Source organism: Flavobacterium sp. P21 (genome assembly GCF_050632225.1).
Lineage (GTDB): Bacteria > Bacteroidota > Bacteroidia > Flavobacteriales > Flavobacteriaceae > Flavobacterium.
Window position 1 is genome coordinate 5,075,434 of the sequence record NZ_CP192585.1, and the last position, 24,502, is coordinate 5,099,935.

Annotated in this window: 17 protein-coding genes and 7 pseudogenes; 3 read left to right on the forward strand and 21 right to left on the reverse strand. The window is 32.5% G+C overall.

Annotated features, from left to right (window positions below):
• Nucleotides 1-27: 27 nt before the first annotated feature.
• Nucleotides 28-933 (forward strand): annotated as a pseudogene (locus tag ACQ9BO_RS25505) (DUF6607 family protein).
• 194 nt (nucleotides 934-1,127) lie between these two features.
• Here the strand turns inward: ACQ9BO_RS25505 and ACQ9BO_RS25510 are convergent.
• The 15 genes and pseudogenes from ACQ9BO_RS25510 to argS form a co-directional block, all read right to left on the reverse strand.
• On the reverse strand, nucleotides 1,128-1,457 hold the full coding sequence (locus tag ACQ9BO_RS25510) for a RagB/SusD family nutrient uptake outer membrane protein (RefSeq protein WP_431242985.1): 330 nt from the start codon (nucleotides 1,455-1,457) through the stop codon (nucleotides 1,128-1,130).
• Between the two features lies 1 nt (nucleotide 1,458).
• A complete protein-coding gene (locus ACQ9BO_RS25515; protein WP_431242986.1) occupies nucleotides 1,459-2,139 on the reverse strand; it encodes a RagB/SusD family nutrient uptake outer membrane protein in 681 nt (226 codons plus the stop codon).
• Between the two features lie 21 nt (nucleotides 2,140-2,160).
• On the reverse strand, nucleotides 2,161-2,580 hold the full coding sequence (locus ACQ9BO_RS25520; protein ID WP_431242987.1) for a hypothetical protein: 420 nt from the start codon (nucleotides 2,578-2,580) through the stop codon (nucleotides 2,161-2,163).
• 4 nt (nucleotides 2,581-2,584) lie between these two features.
• Nucleotides 2,585-5,428: a SusC/RagA family TonB-linked outer membrane protein gene (locus ACQ9BO_RS25525; protein WP_431245208.1), complete on the reverse strand. Its 2,844-nt coding sequence runs from the start codon at nucleotides 5,426-5,428 to the stop codon at nucleotides 2,585-2,587.
• Entirely contained in the window at nucleotides 5,350-5,751 is a 402-nt protein-coding gene (locus ACQ9BO_RS25530; RefSeq protein ID WP_431242988.1) for a carboxypeptidase-like regulatory domain-containing protein, read from the reverse strand. Before ACQ9BO_RS25530 ends, ACQ9BO_RS25525 begins: the two co-directional genes overlap by 79 nt.
• A gap of 370 nt (nucleotides 5,752-6,121) precedes the next feature.
• Nucleotides 6,122-6,994 carry a SusD/RagB family nutrient-binding outer membrane lipoprotein gene (locus tag ACQ9BO_RS25535; protein WP_431242989.1) on the reverse strand — a complete coding sequence of 291 codons (873 nt, stop codon included), beginning with the start codon at nucleotides 6,992-6,994 and terminating at the stop codon, nucleotides 6,122-6,124.
• Nucleotides 6,924-7,172 (reverse strand): SusD/RagB family nutrient-binding outer membrane lipoprotein, encoded by a 249-nt coding sequence (locus tag ACQ9BO_RS25540; protein WP_431245209.1) that lies wholly within the window; start codon nucleotides 7,170-7,172, stop codon nucleotides 6,924-6,926. Before ACQ9BO_RS25540 ends, ACQ9BO_RS25535 begins: the two co-directional genes overlap by 71 nt.
• Nucleotides 7,172-7,492: pseudogene (locus ACQ9BO_RS25545) on the reverse strand (SusD/RagB family nutrient-binding outer membrane lipoprotein); the annotation flags it as partial. The pseudogene ACQ9BO_RS25545 and the gene ACQ9BO_RS25540, both read right to left, overlap by 1 nt.
• Nucleotides 7,493-7,596: 104 nt before the next feature.
• Nucleotides 7,597-8,499 (reverse strand): hypothetical protein, encoded by a 903-nt coding sequence (locus ACQ9BO_RS25550; protein ID WP_431242990.1) that lies wholly within the window; start codon nucleotides 8,497-8,499, stop codon nucleotides 7,597-7,599.
• Nucleotides 8,459-9,565, reverse strand: a complete 1,107-nt coding sequence (locus ACQ9BO_RS25555) for a TonB-dependent receptor domain-containing protein (protein WP_431242991.1) — start codon at nucleotides 9,563-9,565, stop codon at nucleotides 8,459-8,461. The genes ACQ9BO_RS25550 and ACQ9BO_RS25555 overlap by 41 nt, the downstream gene beginning before the upstream one ends.
• Before the next feature lie 56 nt (nucleotides 9,566-9,621).
• The gene (locus ACQ9BO_RS25560; RefSeq protein WP_431242992.1) at nucleotides 9,622-9,924 is read right to left on the reverse strand and encodes a hypothetical protein; all 303 of its coding nucleotides are present in this window, start codon (nucleotides 9,922-9,924) and stop codon (nucleotides 9,622-9,624) included.
• Nucleotides 9,894-10,424: a TonB-dependent receptor plug domain-containing protein gene (locus ACQ9BO_RS25565; protein WP_431245210.1), complete on the reverse strand. Its 531-nt coding sequence runs from the start codon at nucleotides 10,422-10,424 to the stop codon at nucleotides 9,894-9,896. Before ACQ9BO_RS25565 ends, ACQ9BO_RS25560 begins: the two co-directional genes overlap by 31 nt.
• Complete coding sequence (locus ACQ9BO_RS25570; protein ID WP_431242993.1) at nucleotides 10,414-10,827, reverse strand: carboxypeptidase-like regulatory domain-containing protein; 414 nt, start codon at nucleotides 10,825-10,827, stop codon at nucleotides 10,414-10,416. The genes ACQ9BO_RS25565 and ACQ9BO_RS25570 overlap by 11 nt, the downstream gene beginning before the upstream one ends.
• A gap of 793 nt (nucleotides 10,828-11,620) precedes the next feature.
• Nucleotides 11,621-12,034 (reverse strand): hypothetical protein, encoded by a 414-nt coding sequence (locus ACQ9BO_RS25575; protein ID WP_431242994.1) that lies wholly within the window; start codon nucleotides 12,032-12,034, stop codon nucleotides 11,621-11,623.
• 322 nt (nucleotides 12,035-12,356) lie between these two features.
• Nucleotides 12,357-14,135 (reverse strand): annotated as a pseudogene (argS, locus tag ACQ9BO_RS25580) (arginine--tRNA ligase).
• A gap of 320 nt (nucleotides 14,136-14,455) precedes the next feature.
• On the opposite strand from argS, the gene ACQ9BO_RS25585 reads away from it, so the two are divergent.
• Entirely contained in the window at nucleotides 14,456-16,870 is a 2,415-nt protein-coding gene (locus ACQ9BO_RS25585; RefSeq protein ID WP_431242995.1) for a TonB-dependent receptor domain-containing protein, read from the forward strand.
• An 84-nt stretch (nucleotides 16,871-16,954) separates the two neighbouring features.
• Here the strand turns inward: ACQ9BO_RS25585 and ACQ9BO_RS25590 are convergent, their stop codons facing one another.
• From ACQ9BO_RS25590 to ACQ9BO_RS25600, 3 genes and pseudogenes are all read right to left on the reverse strand, one after another.
• Nucleotides 16,955-17,632: a copper homeostasis protein CutC gene (locus ACQ9BO_RS25590; protein ID WP_431245211.1), complete on the reverse strand. Its 678-nt coding sequence runs from the start codon at nucleotides 17,630-17,632 to the stop codon at nucleotides 16,955-16,957.
• Between the two features lie 98 nt (nucleotides 17,633-17,730).
• Nucleotides 17,731-18,054, reverse strand: coding sequence for a GIY-YIG nuclease family protein (locus ACQ9BO_RS25595; RefSeq protein ID WP_431242996.1), 324 nt, complete (start codon nucleotides 18,052-18,054; stop codon nucleotides 17,731-17,733).
• 228 nt (nucleotides 18,055-18,282) lie between these two features.
• Nucleotides 18,283-19,291: pseudogene (locus tag ACQ9BO_RS25600) on the reverse strand (3-oxoacyl-ACP synthase III family protein).
• 262 nt (nucleotides 19,292-19,553) lie between these two features.
• Here ACQ9BO_RS25600 and ACQ9BO_RS25605 point away from each other — a divergent pair.
• Nucleotides 19,554-21,967, forward strand: a pseudogene (locus ACQ9BO_RS25605) (prolyl oligopeptidase family serine peptidase).
• Nucleotides 21,968-22,055: 88 nt separating this feature from the next.
• Here ACQ9BO_RS25605 and ACQ9BO_RS25610 read toward each other — a convergent pair.
• The 3 genes and pseudogenes from ACQ9BO_RS25610 to ACQ9BO_RS25620 all read right to left on the reverse strand — a co-directional run bounded on the left by ACQ9BO_RS25610 (nucleotide 22,056) and on the right by ACQ9BO_RS25620 (nucleotide 24,338).
• The gene (locus ACQ9BO_RS25610; RefSeq protein WP_431242997.1) at nucleotides 22,056-23,006 is read right to left on the reverse strand and encodes an ABC transporter ATP-binding protein; all 951 of its coding nucleotides are present in this window, start codon (nucleotides 23,004-23,006) and stop codon (nucleotides 22,056-22,058) included.
• Between the two features lie 105 nt (nucleotides 23,007-23,111).
• A pseudogene (locus ACQ9BO_RS25615) lies at nucleotides 23,112-23,808 on the reverse strand (OmpA family protein).
• 19 nt (nucleotides 23,809-23,827) lie between these two features.
• Nucleotides 23,828-24,338 (reverse strand): annotated as a pseudogene (locus ACQ9BO_RS25620) (lipocalin family protein).
• Between the last annotated feature and the right edge of the window lie 164 nt (nucleotides 24,339-24,502).

Genomic DNA, 24,502 nt, shown 5'->3' on the forward strand with positions numbered 1-24,502 from the left:
AAAAATTTTAAAACAAAACAATAAGTTATGATTACAAAAAGCCTCTATTTAACGGCCGTAATGGCTTTGACTTGTGCTCTTGGCTTCAGTCAGGACAAAAAACAACAAGACATTAAATCAATAAAATCAATGTGCGGTTGCTACGAAGTAAAATTCAATTTCACAGAAACGTTTTCATACCCTAAAGATTCTCTTACTTATAAGCCATCAGAAACTAAACATGAATCTGCTTTAGAATGGGTTGAATTGCTAGAAGACACTCCAAACAAAATTGTAATGCAGCATTTATTGATTGTGAGCGATGATATGATTATCAAACACTGGAGACAAGATTGGCTTTATGAAAACACAGACTTATATTCTTTTGACAAAGGCACTTCTTGGAAATATAAAAAACTAGACAAAAAAGCCGTTAAAGGACAATGGACTCAAAAAGTATATCAAGTAGATGATAGTCCACGTTACGAAGGATCATCAACTTGGGTACATGTTGACGGAAACGATTATTGGGCAAATGTTGCTGATGCGCCGCTTCCTAGAAGAGAGCAAACAAAACGTAATGACTATAATGTTTTAAAAGAAGAAACATACACGAAATCACTTCTACAGGATGGAATCATGAGCAAGACAATGACAAATTAGTTCGTGATGACGCTGGAAAAGATGTTCTTTTAGCGCAAGAAAAAGGATTTGATGTTTACACTAAAGTTCCAGATTCTAAATGTGTTGCTTGCCCAAAAATGGTGGGCAACAAATAAAATTCTTTGGAAAAACGTTCGCGATAAATGGCAAACTCTTTTTGACAGACGTATAGATTTAAACCTAGAGGCAAAAGTTGATCGTAAAGCTTTGTATTCTCTCTTATTTGATTTAAAACCAGATGCTACAAAAGCAGAATCTGATGCAATTATCGACAAGTTCGTTAAAAAATAAAATTGTTTATGTTAGTTGTAAAAAAAGCCGGAAGTTTAGAAACTTCCGGCTTTTTTACTTATAAAAAAACCGTCTAAAATATTAGACGGTTTATACTTAAATATTTTTTTCATTAATAGTGTTTTACTAATTAAAATAGTAAAACGATATAATGAATTTATTTTGAATCATTGATTATAATTCGTTTTGTTCGATTAGGGGTTAGCATTGATTTCTGCTCTTGGAATCAGCCATTGCCATCTTTTATCTTTAGGAGCAACATTCATAACTCCATTTGTAATTCCTGAATCATGGTTTGCACCAGTTCTGTCAAGTGAAGAATTTGTACGTTTTAAATCATAAAATCTAAATCCTTCTCCCCATAATTCAATTCTTCTTTGAAGCAAAATTTCATCAACTAAAGCTTGTCCTGTATTTGTTGACAAAGTATAAGATGGATTTCTAGTTTTTTCAAAGTCAAAAAGAATATTTGTCGCATCTGCATTTCCAAGTCTTGCTTTTGCTTCTGCTTCTATTAAGTACATTTCAGCAGCCGCGCATGTAAGGAATATCGCATCTACTATCTCCAGTACTTACAGCTAAAAATTTCTGACTTGTGTAAGGAAACTTAGAAAAATTTGAAGGAAGCTCTAAAGCAACATGCTTTCCTGTTTTATCAAATATCGTAGAACGAACGTCGCTTTCAGGAATCATATTATATAGTTTGCTATTAATAGCTTTTGGGCAAGAACGAATAACTGTCGAACTAAAATTTCTAGACATGTAGGCACCGAAATTACCAAAAGATTGAGTTTGAACTTCATTAACATGACTTCCCCACATCCATTCTTTATTGTTATAATCATTAAAGCCTGATGCATATTCTGCCATTGACATTAACGTTTTTCCATTTCTAGCTTTATTCGCATATTCTGCCGCAATTGACCAATTTCCTTGGGTCAAAGCCACTCTAGCCTTTAAACCTTGTGCAACTCTTAAATCTAAATGCGAATTATTTGGCTTTTTATAATCAACTAATAAAACATTTGCTTCATCAAGATCCTTATTAATTTGATTATAAACTTCTTCAACCGTTGAACGAGGATTACTCTCATCGCCAACCGTCAAAATAATTGGCACGCCAAGTTGAGAATTAGTAATTCCATTTTCGTATCTTTTCCCGAATAACTGCACTAATTGATAATTGCAAAATGCTCTATAAAGCAAAGCTTGTCCTTTTACATTTTTTTATCGGCAATACTTCCAGTAGCGAGCATCTGTAGCATTTATTATTGTGTTTGCATTTCTTATAATTCTATAATATGTTCTATAAGCAAAACGCAATTCTGTCGAATTTTCGTTATTCATTGCACTCCAATTATATACTGACAAAAACCAGCCGTTTGTAATTGGAAAAACCACATCATCACCTGCAATGTCAGTTTGTTGCATTAATCCTCCTAAACCTGCTTGACTTTGATCTTCATAACTAATATATAATGATCTATGAATACCATTCAAAAGCGTCATTAGGTTTTCTGTTGTTGCCGTTGCTCCTTCATAATCAACAAATTCTGTTGGTTTTTTATCTAAAAAATCATCCGAACAAGAGCCAAAAACAGCTATCGCTATAACTGCGAATATTAATTTAATATATTTCGATTTCATAATGTTAAAAATTTAAATTCAATCCTAATGATATTACTCTTGAAGGTATGTATCTGTTTTGAGTTGTACCATCAAAAGTTTGAGTAGGATCCATTCCTTGACGCTTCGTAAACAACATTAAATTTTCGCCGTTTAAATAAACTGAAGCATTATCAATTTCGAATCTTGAAATAAACTCAGAAGGTACTTTATAAGATAAGTTAATTTGTCTCAATGATAAATAGTCTGAACCTATTAACCATCTGTCCGAAGCTGATGAAGGTGCAGTATTTCTATTAATATCTAATCTAGGCACATCAGTAATATCACCTGGTTTTTGCCATCTTCTAAAGACATCTGTACTTAAAGCTGATCCATAATTATTTCCAGTATGCATTAAAACTGCATAGTTGGTATCGTACATTTGACCTCCAATTTGATAAGCACATACTACATTTAACTGAAGCCCCTTGTATTTGAATGTATTTCCAAAACTTCCAAACAAATCTGGAATAGCTGAACCAGCATAATGATACATTGCTTTATTTTGGTCAGTTGTAACATTTACACCATTTACAACTCGCATAGAAGAATCACTCGGATTAACAAATTTTGGATCTGCTACAAATAAAGCATATCCATCAGCTGGATCAACACCATACCAATCTCTTAACCAGTAATCATAGATTGAATGACCTACTGAAAGTTTTTTAGTTCCATCAATAATTTCTCCTTGAGGAAGATCTGTAATTTTATTATTAATAGTTGAAGCGTTAATATTTAAGTTCCAAGAAAAATCTTTTGTTTTGATAATCGCACCATCTAAACCTACTTCAAATCCTTTATTAACCATAGAACCAATATTTTCAATTCTATAATCTAAACCAGAAGACAATGGATTAGGAACTGAAAAAATTAGTCCATCAGTATTTCTGTTATAATATTCTACACTTCCTTTTAATCTGCTTTTAAATAATGAGAATTCTAACGCAAGATCTTTTTGAGTATTAACCTCCCATTTTAAATCTGGAGCAGTGACTGCATAAGTTAAAATACCTCCCTCACTTCCATTATCATTACCCAAACTAAAAGTAGGCTGGCTTACGTAATAGTTTAAACCATTTATTTTTGTACCATAATCATTAGTATCACTTATAGTGTGCGAGTCATTTCCAACTTGCCCTATCGATACTCTTAATTTTAAATCATCTATCCAAGATTGATTCTTAAGGAAATTTTCTTTAGAAAGCACCCAAGCTCCACCTAATGACCAGAAGTTACCCCAACGATTATTTTCAGCAAATTTTGAAGACCCATCTCTTCTTAATGATGCAGAAAAAATGTATTTATTCATATAATCATACCCAACTCTTGAGAAGAAAGATTCTGTTGCATAATTTCTTGTATAAGAAGTTAATCCTGTTGTTGTAGCATAATTAACATATTCAATAATATTTGGTGCTACTTGCCCCATTTTGCTACTACTTGTCCAATTTCTTTCATAATCAAAACTTTCATGACCTAATAAAGCATTAAAAGAATGATCACCAATTTTCTTAGAATAATTCAATAACTGATTGTATGTAATTCCAGTTAAAATTTTATCATCTTTACCCATTAATCCTGTTGGAGCTCCGTCACCAATTTCAGTATTATAAGAATATGTTCTATTTGAATATGTTTTGTCAATAGAAGCATTTGTAGTGAATTTTAAATCTTTAGTAAAAGAAATTTCAAAGAATGTTCTAGCTGAAAGCGCCAATCCTTTTACTACATCAGTATCGTTAAGCGTTTCATAAACAACATTACGTCCATTAGAAGCTCCAGAAGCACGTACAGTTGAATATACACGATTACCATTTTCATCTAATACATAATCTCCATTTGCAGTGTGGTCAAAAACTGGATAGATTGGCCCCATTGTTCTCATAGTTCTAAATGGATTTTTAAACGAACTTGTGTTTTGAACTCCATCTGTACCTAATTTAGAATTAGTTAAAGTTCCCGACATATTTACACCAGTTTTAAACCATTGTTTTAAACTTGTATTTAGATTCAATCTTCCTGTTGTTCTTTGAAAACCAGAATTTTGAATATAACCATCTTCATCTAAATATCCTAAAGAAGCAAAATAATTTGATTTTTCAGATTTTCCTTGATACGAGAAATCCACATTTTTACGAACTCCCGCTCTTTCTAACTGCTTAGCCCAATCTAGGTCTTGCGGATATAATAATTTTGCATCAGGGTTTAATTTACCATCGGCTCCAACTATGCTTCCATTTGGAACATTAAATGGATTTGTTACCAATACAACTGGAACTCTAGCTGATGCATAAATATTTGCCGCATCAATTTCTGATTGATTGCCCATTGGACGGCTATTCCTGATTGCTTCCCATTCTAAAGGATAATAATCCAAAGCATTTACCCTCTTATAATCTTTAATTGATCGAGAAGTCATACCTGTGCTTAAATTAAGTGAGAATTTATCTTTTTGTGATTTTCCTGATTTTGTTGTAATAATAATTACCCCATTTGCCGCTTTTGAACCATAAAGAGATGTTGATGAAGCATCTTTTAACACAGACAAACTTTCGATATCACTTGAATTCAAATTACTGATATCTCCCGCATAAGGAACACCATCTACAATATATAATGGCGTATTTGATCCATTGATAGAACTAAAACCACGAATTCGAACTTCCGGAGCCGCGCCAGGCTGACCGGCTGAACTCTGAATTTGAACTCCTGATGTTGAACCTTCTAAAACAGAAAGTGCATTTGTCAAAGGTCTATTTTCAAGCTGTTCAGATTTAATTTGAGAAGCTGAACCAACATATGAAGTTTTTTTGCTGTACCATATGCAACTACTACAACCTCATCCAATTCTTTTCCTTCTTCTTGTAATTTCACATTAATAACAGAAGCCGGACCAACTGTTATCGCATTATCTTTCATTCCCACATAAGAAAATATTAAAACATCTCCTGTCTTGGCTTTAATTGTGTATTTACCATCAAAATCAGATTGTGCCCCATTATTTGTTCCTTTTACCATAACATTTGCTCCTGGAATTGGACCTGAAGCATCTGAAATGACACCCGAAACTTTTCTTTCCTGTGCAAAAATCAATTGCATTCCTGTTACCAAAAACAACAACATCATTCTTACAATTTTTTGTTTCATTATTTTTTTTTGAGTTATTTGGGTGCAACTTAAAAATTTAAAATAATTTTAACAAGAATTAACTAACCATTTATACTTATATTTTAGTATTTATACTACAAATTTGATTTTAAATATTAACTTTTTATGTTAAATAAAAAATACTTTTAATTAATATTTCGTTAAATATCATTTAAAAAGTAAGAATTAACTTAAAAATATAATTATTTAAAAAAAATGATATAAGACATTTATTTTTACAAAAAACAATGATTATTAAAACAAAAAACCGCCTGAAATTTGATTCAGACGGCCCTGGAGCTTTAATTTATAATTTAAACTATAAATACTAAATTAATCTTTATCCCAGAATAATTTTGTGTATAATTTATCACCACCAATAGCATTTGTCTGCGGCATTATAATTTGTAACATTCAAAGTTTGCTCTCTAATTGGATATGCCATTCTTGATGGAATTTGTCCGTTTGCAATTGCATCAGCATTTGTTGGAGGCACGAGTGCTGGGAAATTTAATCGTCTTGTAAAAGTCCAACCTTCAAATCCTCTATTAAACATTGCATACCAAGCCTGCTCACCAATTTTTTGTTGCCAAGTTCCAGTTGCTGATGTATAAGCTACTGAAGGCTGTGATAAATATGCATTGGCTTCTGTCGTAGATATTCCCCAATCTTGCATCGAAGCTTTAATCGCATTATTGTAATGTAATTCTGCACTTCCGTCAATAGCTATTCCTCTCTCAGCGGCTTCGGCTAATAAAAATTCTACTTCAGCATAATCCAAGTAGGTTCCTTTAAAATCTGGCGCTTGAATGTTATCATTTATATGAGTAAATTTTCCAAAACTATTTTTAACTCCAATAACACCACCTTTATATGGCAAAGGATTTCCGTTTTCATCCTGTAAATTTTGTGCAAAATATGCCTTTGTTCTAGGATCATTTTTAGCTACCAATGCATCTACAAATGGCTTAGCAGGCACGAAATCATGTCTTCCTCCAAAAACCAAATCAACATAAAGCGGATTAGTATTAGGTACATTCGTTTCATACGATATTTTTGCATTGTCAGCATTTGACGAAAGCACATTTTTTGAAGCAGAAAGAATCGCCGCATCTGCAATGGCACTTTCCAAACCAGAAGCTTTCAGATTTATTCCTAGTTTTAATTTAACACTATTTGCAAATTTGATCCAAGAAGTCATATTGTCCCCATAAATAACATCGGCACTCCCGAAAGCGAGCATATCCAGGCTTAATGTTTTTAATACTTTCGTCTATTCGAACAATCAAATCTTTGTAGATATCTACAGCTTTATCATATTTTGGAAGATAATTCCCAGAGCCTTTAAATGCTTCAGAATACGGAATATCACCAAATGTATCAACTAAAATTTGGTATGAATAGACCGTTAAAATATCAATTAAAGCAAGCTGATTTTTTTAGTAGCAGTCTTAGCCGCAAACTCAGGATCAGAATCTAAAATCACTTCTTTTTCTATAGATGATTTTGCCATTACTAAATCATACAAAGATCCGTCGTTAGTTGTTGTACCAGCAAAATAAGCATTCCAGTGATTGCCTGAAATATTTCTTGTTGTCCATTGATAAACCGATTCATCAATATAAGTGGTTTCTGTCCATTGCTGATTTACAAGTCTAAATATATTTTTATTAACGCTAGTATTTACAACTTGTTCTGCAATACCTTTTTCTGCACTAGTAAAAAGGGAAAAAGCCGGAACTTCTGAAGGATTTTTTTATCCACATTTAAGTCAGTCAAGTCACTACAAGAACTTGTAAGTGCTAAAACACTTAAAAAATAAACTATTTTTTTCATGATATTGTATTAAAATTTAAATGTCAAATTGAAGCCTATATCTCTCGTAGTTGGCAATGAACCAACAGAATAGCCTCTAGAATTATTTCCAGAAGACAATCCACTTTCTGGATCAGCATAAGGCAAATGTTTACTTATGATCCATAAATTAGATCCTAGCAAACTAAAAGTTGCAGAATTGACAAATGTTCCTTCAAACATGCTCTTAGGAAAATTATACGAAATTGAAACTTCTCTTAATTTTACATAAGAAGCATCATATACAAATGCTTTTGCAGGCTCTGCTAAATAACCATAATTATTAGAGTAAATTCCTGGATTTTGTGACATTACTTTATTTGGAGTACCATCAGGAGCAACTCCTGGATTTAAAATACCTTTTTCACGAATATCTCCAGCGGCAGTTTCTTTATACAATCCCGTAGCCAGACCATAATACATATCTAAAGAAAAAATATCTCCTCCTTTTTGTGTGTCAATTAAAAAACTAAATGAAACATTTTTATAAGTAAATCTATTTCTCAAACCGCCAATCCAATCTGGAGTAACATTTCCTATTGTATTATCAGATGTTGTGGTAATCATATATTTACCCGTTTTTTGATCTATTGTTGGCTGGCCATTTGTATAAACATAATCGGTTCCTTTTATACTTCCGTATGCTTCATTAAGTGTTGCATTGGTTGTAACACCACCTTGAAAACTAGCTAACTGTAAATTTTCAATTCCTCCTGGTAATGAAATAACTTTACTTCTGTTATTAGACCAGTTTAAAGTAACATCCCAATTAAAATCTTTTGTTTTAATAGGTGTTCCTGTTATTTGAACCTCTAAACCTTTATTCTCAATATTTCCACCATTTACTATTGCATTAGTATAACCAGATACAGAAGAAACCGCAAAGAGAAACAATTTGATCTACAGAATTTGTTTTATAATAAGTAACATCAAATCCCAATCGTCTGTTAAGCATACTAGTTTCAAGACCTACCTCAAAAGATTTGGTTCTTTCTGGTTTTAGATTTGGATTTTTATTGATGTTTGGCAAAGTGTACATCGATTGATTATCAAAATTTGAACTTCTTACATAAGTATTTCTAAGTTGCAAAGCATCTGCATCATTTCCTACTTCAGCATAATTCATTCTAAATTTCCCCAAATTCAACCACTCTTGTTTCATCAAATTTGAAAACAAAACAGACCCTGAAACAGCAGGATATACATACGAATTATTTCCACTTGGAAGTGTTGAAGAAGCATCACGTCTAACAGAAGCGTCCAAAAAGTAAGTATCTTTATATCCTAAAGACCCTTGAGCGTAGACTCCGTTTACTTGTTTTGTGTATTTTGATTCTTGCGGAAAAGGTAAAGCATATCTAGAGTTTGATAATGCGTAAATTCCTGGAGTAACTAGACCCCCAATTGTTGATGAAAGAACACTTTCTCTATCATCTCTTCGTAGGTTTGCTCCCAATACTCCCGTCAAGCTAATATCTTCTCCAAATTTTTTATTAAAATTCAACATGAAGTCATAGTTAACTTCTTGAAAATTATTATCATTTCTTTGATAACCAGAATTTTCATCAACTGGAGACAATCCAAAACCTGAAGCAATAGAACCTACAGCTCTTCTTTCTTCTTGAAGTTCTTTATAAGTATCTAATGACACGCGTCCCATTGCACTTAACCAATCTGTAATTTTATAATTAAGAGATGCATAACTAAACAAACGTGTTCTACTATCTGAAGAATAATTTTGGTAACGAGTAAAATATGGATTATCCCAATATGCAGGCACTAATCCTTCTGGTGAACTAGGATCAGCCCAGTTCCAAGTAATGTTTTTACCTCCCGAAGCATTATAAACATTCTGCAATTCTTTTAAGTCAGTATTAGTTTGCCACCATTGTCTGAAATTACCAAGAATATTATCATTGTATCCTGTCGAGTTTCTACCTTTAGTGTTTTGCAAAGTCACAGCCGCATATGCATTTGCAGTTAATTTATCTGTAATGTTCTGACTAAATCTAGCGCTTAATTGATTTTTTTCAATTCGCTATTAGGCAAAATACCCGATTGAAGCGTATTTACATAAGACAATGAAAGACTAGATTTTTCAGTAGCTTTTTCAAGAGACAAACTATTTGTATTTGTTTGTGCTGTTTTGAAAAAAGTAATTGGTCCATTTTTAGCGACCTGCCAAGGTGTAGCAGTATTGTAGTTTTTTGAATAAGGAGTAAAAGCATCCCATTGATATACTGGTTGCCCTGTAAATGCATCTCCATATGAAGCATCGTTAGACGTATCTACTGTAGGAATTTTGCTTTCTGGATCCAAAAATGAACTTCCGATCCCGTAACCTGAACCATATTTATCTTGATACTTAGGAAATGTAGATTTATCAACCGTTCCAACTGTAAAATTGCTCGAAAAAGTGAAGCCAACCTTTTTATCTTCTTTTTCCCTTTTTTAGTAGTAACCATTACAACTCCATTTGCCGCTCTCGATCCATATAAAGCTGTTGCAGCAGCACCTTTAAGAATATTAATACTCTCAATATCTTCTTGATTTATATCAGATACGCTGTTTCCATAATCATAACCTCCACGACCAGTTGTTTGCGTAGTAGTATTATTATTTGTGTTATCAACTGGCACACCATCAATTACCCAAAGCGCTTGATTATTTCCCGTAAGAGATTTATTTCCACGAATCACAACATTTGTAGATCCACCAAAATTTGTATTTCTTGAAACTTCAACACCAGTCGCTTTTCCAGATAAAAGATTCGAGACATTCGCATTTCCCGCTCCTCCATCTAAATCTTTACCTGAAATTTGTTGGGTTGCATAACCTAACGATTTTTTCTCTCTTAACTCCCATTGCGGTAGTTACTACTACGCCTTCAAGTTCTACAGACGAATCAGTCAATTTTACATTAATTACCGAAGAGCTTGTCGCAATTTCTTGCGTTCTCATTCCGATGTAAGTAAATACCAGAGTTTGATCTGGTGAAGCCTTAATTACATACTTTCCGTCAAAATCAGTTTGCGCTCCTAATTTTGTGCCTTTAACTAAAATGCTTACCCCCGGCAAAGGAATCCCAGCATTATCTGTAACTGTTCCTGTAATTTTTTTTCTTGAGCAAATGATATTTGCATCATTAGAATAAAAAACAGTACAATCAATCTTGTAAATTTTTGTTTCATCTGTTCTATTTTTATTTGAATTTGGGTGCAACTTATAAAATTAAAACAATTTTAACAAGAAATTTATTTTAATTAACATTATTAAATATAATACTATTACTACAATTAAATAGAATATATAATGTTTTTTAAGATATAACCTACTTTTAATTCATTTTTAATCAAGACAATAAATAAAAATGTAAGAATCAGAAAAGTTTTTAAATCAACAAAAAATTATATAAAAGTCACTTTTTTAAGCTTTTACCAAAACATTAATAAAACAAACGAACTTCCTAAAAATAAAAAAACCGCCTAGATCATGTCTAGACGGTTTAATTCTCTTAATATTTATACTAAAAGCGTACTAATTCAAAATAGATAAAAATGAATAAGAGATTTTTTATATATGAATTTCAATATTTTTACTGAAACAAATTTACATAGGAATTGAACTACAAAAAACCTCTTTAAGTTTAAAAAACAATAAAAAAAGCCAATGTTTTTTTTTGGCTTTTATATTAAGAAGGTTCTAAACCTAATTCATGATATTATTTAGATTCTGCACATTCAGAATAAGCAATAGCATGTTTTGTTAAATCTGTCCATTTTGGTTCTGGATTTGCGGAAATTAACTTTTCACAGCTTCCCCATAACGGAGCAAATTCTTTTTTATACTCTTTTTCTTTAATAAAAATGCTGGTGAGTCTTTTTTAGCAACGTAATAAGATTTAGCATCACCTCCAACAAATTTAACTCCACCAACTCCTAGCGATGTTGTTTTTTTGCATAAGGATCACAGTAAATTTTAAACTCTTTACTAAATGCAGGATTTAATAACTGCATTAATAGCTTTGAAGTTTTTTCTTTACTTTCACTTCGGCAGTTTCAAAATAAGCATACCCTTCTTTAATGTATTCTTGATTCAATTTATCATCATTCCATTTGTTATAATTGGAGATAAAATTCAAATTTTTGCCTAAATTATCAAGTCCGCTTGGTGGCAAATACATATATTTAATATCTTCTGGTTTTAGTTTGTGTTTTTTTCCAGTTGCGTCTTGTAACTTAATAAATTCAATTAATCCTTTGTCTCTGTCAATATCACGAATAGTCCCACTAATCTCTGTTCCGTCTACTAGAGTAATATAAGCTGTTTTACTGTGTGAAAATCCATAAGATGGAGCAATTAAATCTTGCGCTTTCATAGCAGTAAATGCAAAAAGAATCATCATAAATAGTAAAAGTTTTCTAATCATTATTTTGGTTTTAAAATTTTGCCTACTCTCTCGATTTTCGGCTTCCTCGAATATTATTGTCTCTAAAAAACTATTTATATTTTTTAGCCTTATGAATTATTATTAATAAAAATTTTCTTACTGCAAACATACACATAAAAACAATAGTTATAAATTTTACCTTTCATTTTTTATACGAAAATTCATTCGTTTAATTCTTTATACATTATAACAATAGTTACTTCAATTTTTCATTTAAAAAAAACAGCCATAATGGATTCGTTAGTAAAAAAAGAGTCGATAATTAAATTATCGACTCTTTTCTATTATATTTTTTAAAAAATTACATCCTCTCTGGAACTTCAATACCTAACAAACTGAATGCAGATTTAATAACTTCGGCAACTTTCTGAGAAAGCTGTACTCTAAAAATCTTTTTCGTCAAATCAACTTCACCTAAAATATGAACAGATTGATAAAATGAATTATATTCTTTTACCAAATCATATGTATAATTTGCAATTAAAGCAGGACTGTGATTTTGTGCTCGCATTTTGAATTACTTCTGGAAAAAGTTCGATTTGTTTTACCAATTCTTTTTCTTTTTCATGAAGTTCTTCGATTTCTATTTTGGCAGAGAAATCAAAATCGGCTTTGCGGATTATTGACTGAATTCTCGCGTATGTATATTGAATAAACGGACCTGTATTTCCAGCAAAATCAACAGATTCTTCTGGATTGAACAAAATACGTTTTTTAGGATCTACTTTTAAAATGTAATATTTCAAAGCGCCAAGACCAATTGTTTTGTATAATTTGGCTTTTTCATCAGCAGAATAACTGTCTAATTTCCCTAAATCTTCAGAAATTTGTTTTGCAGTATCGGTCATGTCTTGCATCAAATCATCGGCATCTACAACAGTTCCTTCACGGCTTTTCATTTTTCCAGATGGCAAATCAACCATTCCGTATGATAAATGATATAAACTTGAAGCCCAGTCAAAACCTAATTTTTTCAAGATCAAGAATAAAACTTTAAAATGATAATCTTGCTCGTTTCCAACTGTATAAACCATTCCTCCAACATCTGGCATATCTTTTACACGTTGAATTGCAGTTCCAATATCTTGTGTCATGTAAACCGCAGTTCCGTCAGAACGCAATACAATTTTACGATCAAGTCCTTCGTCTGTCAAATCAATCCAAACTGAACCATCTGGATCTTTTTCAAAAACGCCTTTATCTAAACCTACCTGAACAACATCTTTTCCTAATAAATAGGTATTGCTTTCGTAGTAATATCTATCAAAATTAACTCCAAGATTAGTATATGTAGTTTCGAAACCTGCATAAACCCATTGGTTCATCATTTTCCAAAGCTCAATTACTTTTTCATCACCAGCTTCCCATTTTTTAAGCATGTCTTGTGCTTCAATAATAATTGGCGCTAATTTTTTAGCTTCTTCTTCAGTTTTCCCACTCTCTATGATTTGGTTAATTTCTGTTTTGTAAGCTTTGTCAAACTCCACATAATATTTACCAACTAATTTATCGCCTTTTAAACCAGAAGTTTCAGGAGTTTCTCCATTTCCAAATTTTTCCCAAGCCAACATCGATTTGCAAATATGAATTCCGCGATCATTGATGATTTGAGTTTTGTACACTTTTTTCCTGAAGCTTTTAATATTTCAGCAACCGAATATCCTAATAAATTATTACGAACGTGACCTAAGTGCAAAGGCTTGTTTGTGTTTGGAGAAGAATATTCTACCATAACCGCTTTTTCGGCTGGATTAGGTGCTACATATCCAAACTGTTTTTGGTCTTTAATTCCATTAAAGAAATTCAAGTAATAACTATCTGAAATTACAATATTCAAAAAACCTGAAACTACATTAAAGCGTGCCACTTCAGAAACATTTTCAACCAGATAATTTCCAATTTTATTTCCTAATTCTGCTGGATTGCTTTTGATGACTTTCAGCAATGGGAAAATTACCATTGTAATATCGCCTTCAAACTCTTTTCTGGTAGTTTGAAACTCGATTTTATCAACTGAAACATCAAATAATGCTTGTATTGCTTTTTGTATAGAAGGTGTAAGAATTTGTGATAATGACATGTAACTTATTTTAAAGTGAGCAAAGATACAGCTTATTCATCAATTACAGAAAATGAAAAACATATAAAATCGAACAAAACGTTTAGAATTTCTTAAAAAAGCCTTTTATAATAATGTTAAAATTATCAAAAAATTAAAACGCTAATATCCTACAAAACAGGAGATCATAAATAAATCATAAAAATAATTCGTTTTTTCTTGTAACATATCTAATGTAAAAGAGTCTTAATAGTGACTTCAAATTTATTTGAAGCAAAAAAATCTAACAAAAACAAAAGAAACAATCATCATCAATCAAATCAAATAATCAATTAATTATTATGAAATTAAAAATTTTTCTGTTCGCATTGTTTAGTTTAATTGCAACAGCACAGGCCCAGAATTCCGGGACAGTCTCGGGAAAAATTATCGAGAAATCGAATAACGCACCAATTTCTTATGCAACTGTTTCTATCAAAGAAAACGGAAAAGTAGTATCAGGTGTTAACACAGATGACAATGGTGATTTTACAATCAAAAATTTAGCTTTAAAAAGCTACACTATCGAAATTCAATATATTGGTTTCAAAAAATATGTTGGTTCATTAATTTTAAGCGAAAACAGAAAAACTGCTACAGTAAATGTTTCTCTTGAAGAAGAAGCAACACAGTTAAAAGGTGTAAATATTGTTGCTGAACGTTCGACAATTGAACAAAAAATTGACCGTAAAGTAATCACTGTTGGTAAAGATTTGACAACGGCTGGAGCTTCTGCTTCTGATATCATGAGTAACATTCCATCAGTAAATGTTGATCAGGATGGAAAACTTTCGCTTCGCGGAAATGACAATGTACGTGTGTTAATTGACGGACGTCCGTCTAACATTGATCCTGCTCAATTATTGAAACAAATTCCATCGACTTCTATCAAAAAAATTGAGTTGATTACAAATCCAAGTGCTAAATACAATCCAGAAGGAATGTCTGGAATCATCAACATCGTATTACATAAAAGCGCAAACACTGGTTTCAACGGAAGCTATAGTGGAGGTATTACTTTTGGAGAAACTGCAAAGTACAATCAGTCACTTGATTTGAACTACAAAACTGGAAAAGTAAACTTTTTTGGAAACGGAGGTCAAAACTTTGGTACATATTACAACAAAGGAAGAATCCAAAGATTAGATCAAGATATTGAACAAAACTTGAAAATTTCTAACGAAAATGACAATTACTTGTACAAGTTAGGAATGGATTATTTGATCAATGACAAAAATACTTTGTCATTCTATACAAATCAAAACAAATCGACTGGAAACGGAAATGTAATTACTGATATTGATTACAATAATGCTGATCCAAATATTTTTAATATTTACCAAGATTCGCACTATAAAGGGCCAACAAAAACTGGAACTTATAATTTAGCTTACAAACATATTTTCAAAAAAGAAGGACATACTTTAGATTTTGAAGGTAACTACAGCGACACTAAAGCAGATCAAAATGCGAGTTTCAACACAACAACAACAAGACCTGATAATACTTCAAATAATGTAATTTACAGCGATCAAATTGGTGACCAAAGAAAATTGAGCACAATAAACGTTGATTATGTAAATCCGTTGAATGACAAAACTACGCTTGAAGCTGGTGCTGAAGCTAGACTTACAAGAACAAACAACGATTACAACACTGGTAATCCACTAGTTCCTGTTGATGAAAGAGTTTCAAACTACACTTACGACACTGATATTTACTCAGCTTATGTGACTTTTGGACAAAAATTCAAAAAATTCAGCTACCAATTAGGAACTCGTTTTGAAAGCTATAAAGTTCAAGCTAATTTAAATTACGGCTTTAAAACTTTCAATGATGACTATATTACTTTATATCCATCAGCTTATTTGACTTATAATTTGAATGAGAAAAATGTTCTTCAATTTAGCTACAGCCGTCGTGTTGACCGCCCGAGTATTGAGCAAACAAAACCAATTCGTGAGTTCTCAACTCCGTTAGTAACTTCATACGGAAATCCTGAATTAAGGCCTCAGTTTACAAACTCTGTTGAAGTAAATTACACTAAAACTCTTGAAAAAGGAAGTGTAACTACTGGAGTTTTTGTAAGAAGCATTAATGATCAAATAGGTAGAACTTTAAGTCCAGACCCAAGTAATCCAGCACAAAAACAGATTTTAAGTTATACGAACTTTGATCATAATAGTGCGTATGGTTTTGATGTTTCATTGAATTACAAGATCACTAAATGGTGGGATATTCAGCCATCTATTGACTTTTCAAGCATCAAACAGCAAGGTGTAGTTTTTAAATACGACCCAATAACAAATACAAGTTCGCCTCTTGAACGCAGTGTTACAACAACAGCGTTCAATGGACGTATGAACTCTAACTTTAAACCAACAAAACGTTTAAGCTTTTTATTATTTGGTTTTTACAGAGGACCTGTTGAAGATATTCAACAAAACAGACACGAAATGTACAAAATGGATATTGGTTCACGTTATACATTGTTAGACAACAAAATGAACATTAGCTTACGTTTCAATGATGTTTTCAAAACAATGAAATATGCTTTTGATGGAATTTATCCTTATCCTCAAACAGGTCAGTTTTCTTGGGAAAGCAGAACAGTTTATTTAGGTTTGACTTACAACTTTGGTGGAGCAAAAATCAAAAACCTGCAACGTAAACAAAGAGAAGATAACACTAATAAAGGTGGTGGCGGAATGTTTTAATCCCACTTTGATTAGTAGATTTTAATAGTTCTTGTAGAAAAGAAAAGCCTGGAGTATGCCAACTCCAGGCTTTTTTATTTTAGATTATAAAAAATTCCTTAATTCTTTAATTTCTTCCGGATTTGCAATTTCGGACTTGTCTGTGATTGCTGATGAATGATAAAAAGTTGGTGTCAATTTATCTTGCAGTAATTTTATATTTGAAGATCTTAAACCTCCGCCCGGCATGATTTCAATTCGGTCTTTAGCTAATTTTTGAATTTTTTCTAAATCAAAAATTCCTTCTTCAACATTTTTTCCTGTGCCTGAAGTCAAGATTGTCTGAAAACCACATTCAATAACATCTTCAAGTCCTTTTTCAATTGAATCTACAACATCAAAAGCGCGGTGAAAAGTGCATGATAAAGGATGTGCTAAATGCACCAATTCTTTATTTTGCTTTTTATTGACTTTTCCATTTTCTTTTAAAATTCCGAAAACAAAACCATCAACCCCTAGCTTTTTATACTGTTTGATATCTTGTTTCATTTCTGTCAATTCTTCATCAGAATAAACAAAATTACCGCCACGAGGCCTTATAATGACATGCATTTTTATTTTTACGCTTTCGCGGACTTTCACTACTAAAATAGAATTTGGGGTTGTCCCTCCTAATTCCATGTTTTCACACAGTTCAATTCTGTCCGCACCGCTTTCCTGAGCAATTATTGCCGACTCATAATTGAAACATGCTATTTCTAGTTGATTTTTTTCATTGTGAATATCTAAAAAGGCTTAGACTTCGCTCAGCCTGACAACAATTAATTAATTGACTTTTAACTCGATTGTCATCCTGAGCGAAGTCGAAGGCTAAATTACAATTAAAGTTCTTTTTTATTAAATTTTTTATGACTTGATTCATTTAAACATTCCGATAATTTTTTCAAATCTTCCCATTTATCATTTATTATTGCCTCTTTCTTTTTACGACTCCAGCCTTTTACCTGTTTCTCAAATGCAATAGCTTGATTCACATCATTAAATTCTGTATAAAAAACTAATTCGAGTGGCCTTTTATTGAAGGTATAACATTCTTTGTTTAGACCGTAATTATGTTCATTTAACCTTCTTTCAATGTTATTGGTAAATCCTGTATAATAACTATCATCAGAACATTTTAGTATATAGACATAATATAGCTTCATTTTATTTAAAAGTTTTATTTAAATAAAAGTAAGAAAAATATTCTTTTTTTTAATATAGATTTCAGCATTCCAATTGTCACCCTGAGCGAAGTCGAAGGGCGTTCCTATTGGCACGTGGGCTTCGACTCCGCTCAGCCTGACAATACAACCTAACTTATCAACGAGATATAAAAAAACCTGCTCCAAAAATGAAGCAGGTTCCAAAAAATATAATGTAAGATGATTATTTTACCATTTAATAATAGCGCTCGCCCAAGTGAATCCACTTCCAAAAGCGACTAAAACAACTGTATCTCCAGATTTTATTTTTCCTTGTTCCCAAGCTTCAGTCAAAGCAATTGGAATAGATGCTCGCAGTAGTATTACCATATTTCTGAATATTATTATGAACCTGATCATCAGATAATTTGAATTTATTCTGAATGAATTGTGAAATTCTCAAATTCGCCTGATGCGGAATCAACATATCAATATCCGAAACTTGCAAACCATTTGCTTCTAACCCTTCGTTGATAACCTCTGCAAAACGAACTACTGCATTTTTAAATACAAATTGTCCATTCATATACGGATAATAACTTTCGTCATTCGGGTCGTTATCTGCAATAATATCAGTTACCCAACGCGCGCCCATTCCAGGTGCTTGCAACGCCAATTCTTCAGCATGTTGTCCTTCTGAATGCAAGTGCGTTGACAAAATTCCTTTTGTTAAATCTTCTTCACGGCTCAAAACAGCCGCTCCAGCTCCATCTCCAAAAATTACCGAAACACCACGTCCGCGTGTTGTCATGTCTAATCCTGTCGAGTGAACCTCAGAACCGATAACCAAAATATTTTTATACATTCCGGTTTTAATATATTGATCAGCAACAGAAATTGCATAAACAAAACCTGAACATTGGTTTCTAACATCTAAAGCTCCAACAGTTCTCAATCCCAAATCTCTCTGAACCAAAACTCCTGGCCCTGGAAAATAGTAATCTGGACTTAATGTAGCAAAAACTACAAAATCAATATCTTCTTTGGCTACGCCAGAACGTTCTATTGCAATTTTAGTCGCTTTTACTCCCATTGAAGTTGTAGTGTCTTCTCCGCGAATGATATGTCTGCGCTCCTGAATTCCAGTTCTTTCCTGAATCCATTCGTCGTTAGTATCCATAATCTTAGACAAATCATCGTTGGTTACAACATTTGAAGGAACATAATATCCTAAGCCCGCTATTTTTGAATGATACATATTCTTTTATTGTTTGTTAAAAATTGGATTGCAAATTTACGTATAGTTTAAAACATAAGCGTCCAAATTACTATTTTTTTCGTTATTAGCAATTTAATATAGTTTAATTCTAAAGTTCATCAAAACTATTTCTTTTGAAAAAAATCAGCTTTTTGCCAAAAACAATGAAAAATCTTTAAATTATGCTTTAAAATGTAACAAGATTAAAGTACTTTAGTCAAACATTACGAATACCATTTTTCAAACCCCTAAAATTCAAATTATGAAATTAAAGGTTACAGTCGCTCTTATTTCTAAGCTTCGGCTTTTTTGCTTCTGCCCAAGAAAATTTAACCTACCAAAAACCATCCAAATCTATTTTAGATTTAGCCGATTACGAACGAGCTCCGACAGTATCAATGGATACTAAAAAGGAATATATGTTGCTAATGTACCGACCAACTTATAAAACATTAGATGACTTAAATCAAGAAGAACTTCGCTTGGGCGGATTAAGAATCAATCCTATAACTAACATTTCAAGTACAGTAACCTATTTAAACAACTTAAAAGTTCGCAAAATAAATAGTACTGCCGAAGTACAAGTAACTGGTTTGCCGCAAAATCCTAAAATCAGTAATATTTTATGGTCTCCAAATGACAAAAAAATATTGTTTTCGCATACTACAGCAACAGGAGTTGAACTTTGGGTTTTAGATGTTGCAACTGCAAGCGCTACAAAACTTACAGATGCTACTGTAAACGCAAATCTTGGGAATCCTTTCAACTGGTTTTCAGACAATGAAACGATTCTAGTAAAAATGCTTCCAAAAAACAGACCAGCGTTATTAGATGCTAAAAAAGATTTGCCAACGGGACCAATTATCTCAAATACTTCTGGAGAAAAATCTCAAAACAGAACCTATCCAGATATGTTGAAAAACAAAAATGATGAAGTAAATTTTGAAAACATTATTACTTCTGAATTATACAAAGTAAATCTTAATGGAAACGCGACATTGTTTAAAGAAGTCGCAATGTTTTCAGGCGAAAGAATTTCTCCTGACGGCAATTACATTATGCTTACTACAATCCAAAAGCCATTTTCATATGTAGTTCCCTTGTACAGATTCCCTTCAAGAACAATTGTTTATGATTCAAGAGGAAAAGAAATTAAAACCGTAAATGAAGTGCCATTGAGCGAAATTATGCCAAAAGGTTTTATGGCCGTTAGAAAAGGAAAACGTGAAATGGCATGGAGAAACGATAAACCTGCTACATTAGCATTTGTAACTGCTTTAGACGAAGGAGATCCAGCAAACAAAGTAGAATTTAGAGATGAAGTTTTTCTGTGGGAAGCACCTTTTACAAACAATCCAACCTCATTGGTGAAACTACCCCAACGTTTCAGTGATATAACTTGGGGGAATGATAATGTTGCGGTTGTTTCGGACGAATGGTACGATACACGCAATACAAAAACATATTTAATTAATCCATCAAATCCAAGTGAAAATCCAAAACTGATTACGGATAGAAATTCGCAAGATCTTTACTCTGATCCAGGTGTATTTGAAACCAGAAAAAATGACTACAACAAATATGTTTTAGCGATCGAAAACGACAATGCGTTTCGTATTGGTGAAGGGTTTACTAAAGCTGGCCAATTTCCTTTCATCGACGAATTCAATCTAAAAACGTTAAAATCAAAACGCATTTATACTTCTTCATATAAAGATAAAAAAGAAGTTCTAATGGAAATTGAAGATTTTAAATCTGGAAAAGTTTTAGTTCAGATTCAATCTAAAAGCGAATATCCGAATTATTATTTCAGAAACATTAAAAAACAAAACAGTCTGACTCCAATTACTGCTTTTAAAAATCCTTTCGAAAGCATTAAAGATGTTAGCAAAGAAGTAATCAAATACAAACGTAAAGATGGTGTCGAGCTTTCTGGAACTTTGTATTTGCCTGCTGGTTACGACAAAGTTAAAAAAGAGAAATTGCCTTTATTAATTTGGGCTTATCCTGCAGAATACAAAGACAAAAACAGTGCTGGACAAGTGACTCAAAACTCAAATGAATTTACGGTTCCGTATTATGGATCATTTGTGTATTGGGTTACAAAAGGATATGCCGTTTTAGATGATGCTCGCTTTCCCAATTATTGGAGAAGGAACAACAGAACCAAATGACAATTTTATTACACAATTAGTTGACAATGCCGAAGTCGCGATTAATGCTGTTGATGCTTTAGGATACATCAACCGTAAAAAAGTAGCTGTTGGCGGACATTCATACGGTGCTTTTATGACCGCTAACTTATTGACGCATTCTAATCTTTTTGCTTGCGGAATTGCGAGAAGTGGTGCATATAATAGAACCTTGACCCCTTTTGGATTCCAAACAGAACAACGCAATTATTGGGAAGTTCCGGAAGTTTACAACGCTATGTCTCCATTTATGAATGCTGACAAAATGAAAACTCCAATTTTATTGGTTCACGGTGAAGCCGATAATAATCCTGGAACTTTCACTTTACAAACAGAACGTTATTTCCAAGCTTTAAAAGGATTAGGAGCCAATGCTAGAATGGTGATTTTGCCGAAAGAAGCACACAGTTATGTTGCTAAAGAAAACATTTTGCACCTTCTTTGGGAGCAAGATCAGTTTTTAGAAAAATATTTGAAAAACTAAATCCCTAATTTGATTCCAAAATTAAACCCGACAGATTTTTAAAAATCTGTCGGGTTTAATTTTTTTCTAGGGATTCAGAATTTTCTAATTAAAGATAATTTAAGCCAAGGAAAATTTCCTGTTCAAGAGGCAGATCAATTTCGCTTTCAAAAAAGATCAATTGTCTTTTAAAAACGGTTTCAATCAAATAATGATTTCCTCTAAAATAAGTCCTTCTGATTTTTACCGGAAGCTTTGATTCTGAAACCATTTTAAATTGGTGAGGATAAACCAATGTTTTGTGGCTTTCATCTTCATAATCCAACAATAAATGTGTTGCAACTTCATTCACTTCACCAAATAATGAAGCCACATATTTAGTTTGAGGATCTTCATAAATTTTTGTTGGATCGCCTTTTGTGATCAATTCGCCATTTCGCATTACAATTGCTTCATCTGCAAATGACAAAGCATCTGTGCTGTCGTGAGTTGCAATGATACATGTAATACCTTTTTGCTTTAAATATCTAAACAAATTTCGACGCAAAGCATTTTTTCTAAAAGCATCGATTTGGCTGAAAGGCTCATCTAGCAAAATTACTTCAGGCTCCAATGCTAAAACTCTAACTAGCGCGACTCTTTGCTGTTGGCCTCCACTCAAAAATTTCGTTTTTACATTAGCAAAATTTTCCATTTCGACCATTTCCAATAGTTCCTGAACACGGAGTTTTTTCATATTGGCAAATCCATTCGACAAAAACTTCCCAACATTCTCGGCAACGGTTTCATATGGAGACAAATCAAAATCCTGAGCCAGATATTTCATATACGGCATTCCTGGAATCAAATTGTATTTTGGTCCCAAAACTGGTTTTTCATCATAGAATATCTTGCCTTCGTCTAAATCATATAAACCGTAGATAAGTTTAAGCAATGTACTTTTGCCACAGCCGCTTTCGCCTATGATAGCGATATTCTCTCCTTTATTTACAGTAAAAGAAACATTGTTTATAACAGGTTTATCGGTGTACGAAAAAGAAATATTTTGAATGTCGAGCATGAGTTGAATTTGAGAGTTCAAATTTACAATGTTTAATTTCTAAAGTCAAAAAAAAGCCGCTTCAATTAAGAAACAGCTTTTAATAAATTTTATTGCCTTTTAGAACTATTTTCCAGCTTCGGCTTTAGCATCATTTACCATTTTGTCATTTGCAGTAATTGCAAACTCTACACGACGGTTTTGGCTTCTTCCTTCTGGCGTATCATTTGTTGCAATTGGATCAGCGATTCCTAAACCTGAAGTTTTGAAACGGCTAGATTTTAATCCTTTTGAAACTAAATAAGCTTGAACAGAAGTCGCTTTTTGTCCTGATAATGTCAAGTTATAATCTGGTTTCCCTGTATTATCAGTATAACCGAAAATTTCAATATTAGTATCTCCATATTCATTAAACACAGGAACTAATTTATCCAAATTTGCTTTTGCAGTAGCCGTCAAAGTTGATTTGTTGGTATCAAAACGAACAGCATTTTCGTTCAAAGTCAAGTGAATTCCTTCACCAACTCTTTCAACATCTGCACCTGGAAGCGCTTGGTCGATCTCACGTGCTTGTTTGTCCATTTTATTCCCAATAAGAGCTCCAGTTCCTCCACCTACAGCGGCTCCAATAGCGGCTCCTAAGGCGAGCATTACCACCGTGCCCTAAATTATTTCCTAAAATACCTCCAATTACCCCACCAGCAACTGCACCAATTCCAGCTCCTTTTTGTGTGTTGTTTGCATTTTGTACAGATTCACAGCTAGTAAAAAAACTAGCTACAACCATTAAACAGCTTATACCTAAAACAGTTATCTTTTTCATTTTCTATATTTTTTTAATATTAATTAGCTCTTTGAAATTGGTATACCACATCTTTAGTCTGACCACCAACATTAATGTTGTCGATTAACTGAAAAGAACTTTCAGTTACTCCCGCAACTTTAAGCAAATAACCATCTCTTACTTTCTTAGCTTTTTCACCTGCATTAAGAATTTTAAGAATAAACATGCCCTGATTGTTAATACTCCAAACAATTGGAGAATTAAATGCTGTACAGCTTGGAGAATTCAAAGCCATTGTTCCTTTGTTGTTATTAGAAATAAAGCTCCAAGTGCTCGCCAACAAAACATTTTGAATCGGCAAGATCAAATGAATTTACTTTAATATAGTCAGAACCTGGATATGACACATTTGTTAATACCCAATTTCCTTTAAGTGCTACTTGAGTTGATTTGTCAAGTTTAGTTGAAAGTGTTGGCGCTTGCGCTTCAGTTGAAGCAGTTGTAGACGAAGCTGATTTACACGCAAAAAACATCGTGGCGATCATGCAAATGAAAATTATTTTCTTCATTTTGTACATTATTTAAGTTAATACTTACACGTTTAACAATTATTATACCACAAATATACGATTCGTTAGGATAATTTCTCTTCCAAAATCTATTTATTTTCTTTCAAAATTAACACTTCCGACATTTTGTCACCCAGAAAATAATTGGTATTCTATTTGAATAA

Excerpts from the sequence above, each read along its gene's own strand:
- ACQ9BO_RS25585 (WP_431242995.1), top strand. The coding sequence starts at position 14,456 with ATGAAATTAAAAATTTTTCTGTTCGCATTGTTTAGTTTAATTGCAACA.
- ACQ9BO_RS25530 (WP_431242988.1), bottom strand. The coding sequence starts at position 5,751 with ATGAAACAAAAAATTGTAAGAATGATGTTGTTGTTTTTGGTAACAGGA.
- ACQ9BO_RS25595 (WP_431242996.1), bottom strand. The coding sequence starts at position 18,054 with ATGAAGCTATATTATGTCTATATACTAAAATGTTCTGATGATAGTTAT.
- ACQ9BO_RS25575 (WP_431242994.1), bottom strand. The coding sequence starts at position 12,034 with ATGATTAGAAAACTTTTACTATTTATGATGATTCTTTTTGCATTTACT.
- ACQ9BO_RS25510 (WP_431242985.1), bottom strand. The coding sequence starts at position 1,457 with ATGTACTTAATAGAAGCAGAAGCAAAAGCAAGACTTGGAAATGCAGAT.
- ACQ9BO_RS25535 (WP_431242989.1), bottom strand. The coding sequence starts at position 6,994 with ATGCTCGCTTTCGGGAGTGCCGATGTTATTTATGGGGACAATATGACT.
- ACQ9BO_RS25520 (WP_431242987.1), bottom strand. The coding sequence starts at position 2,580 with ATGAAATCGAAATATATTAAATTAATATTCGCAGTTATAGCGATAGCT.
- ACQ9BO_RS25610 (WP_431242997.1), bottom strand. The coding sequence starts at position 23,006 with ATGCTCGACATTCAAAATATTTCTTTTTCGTACACCGATAAACCTGTT.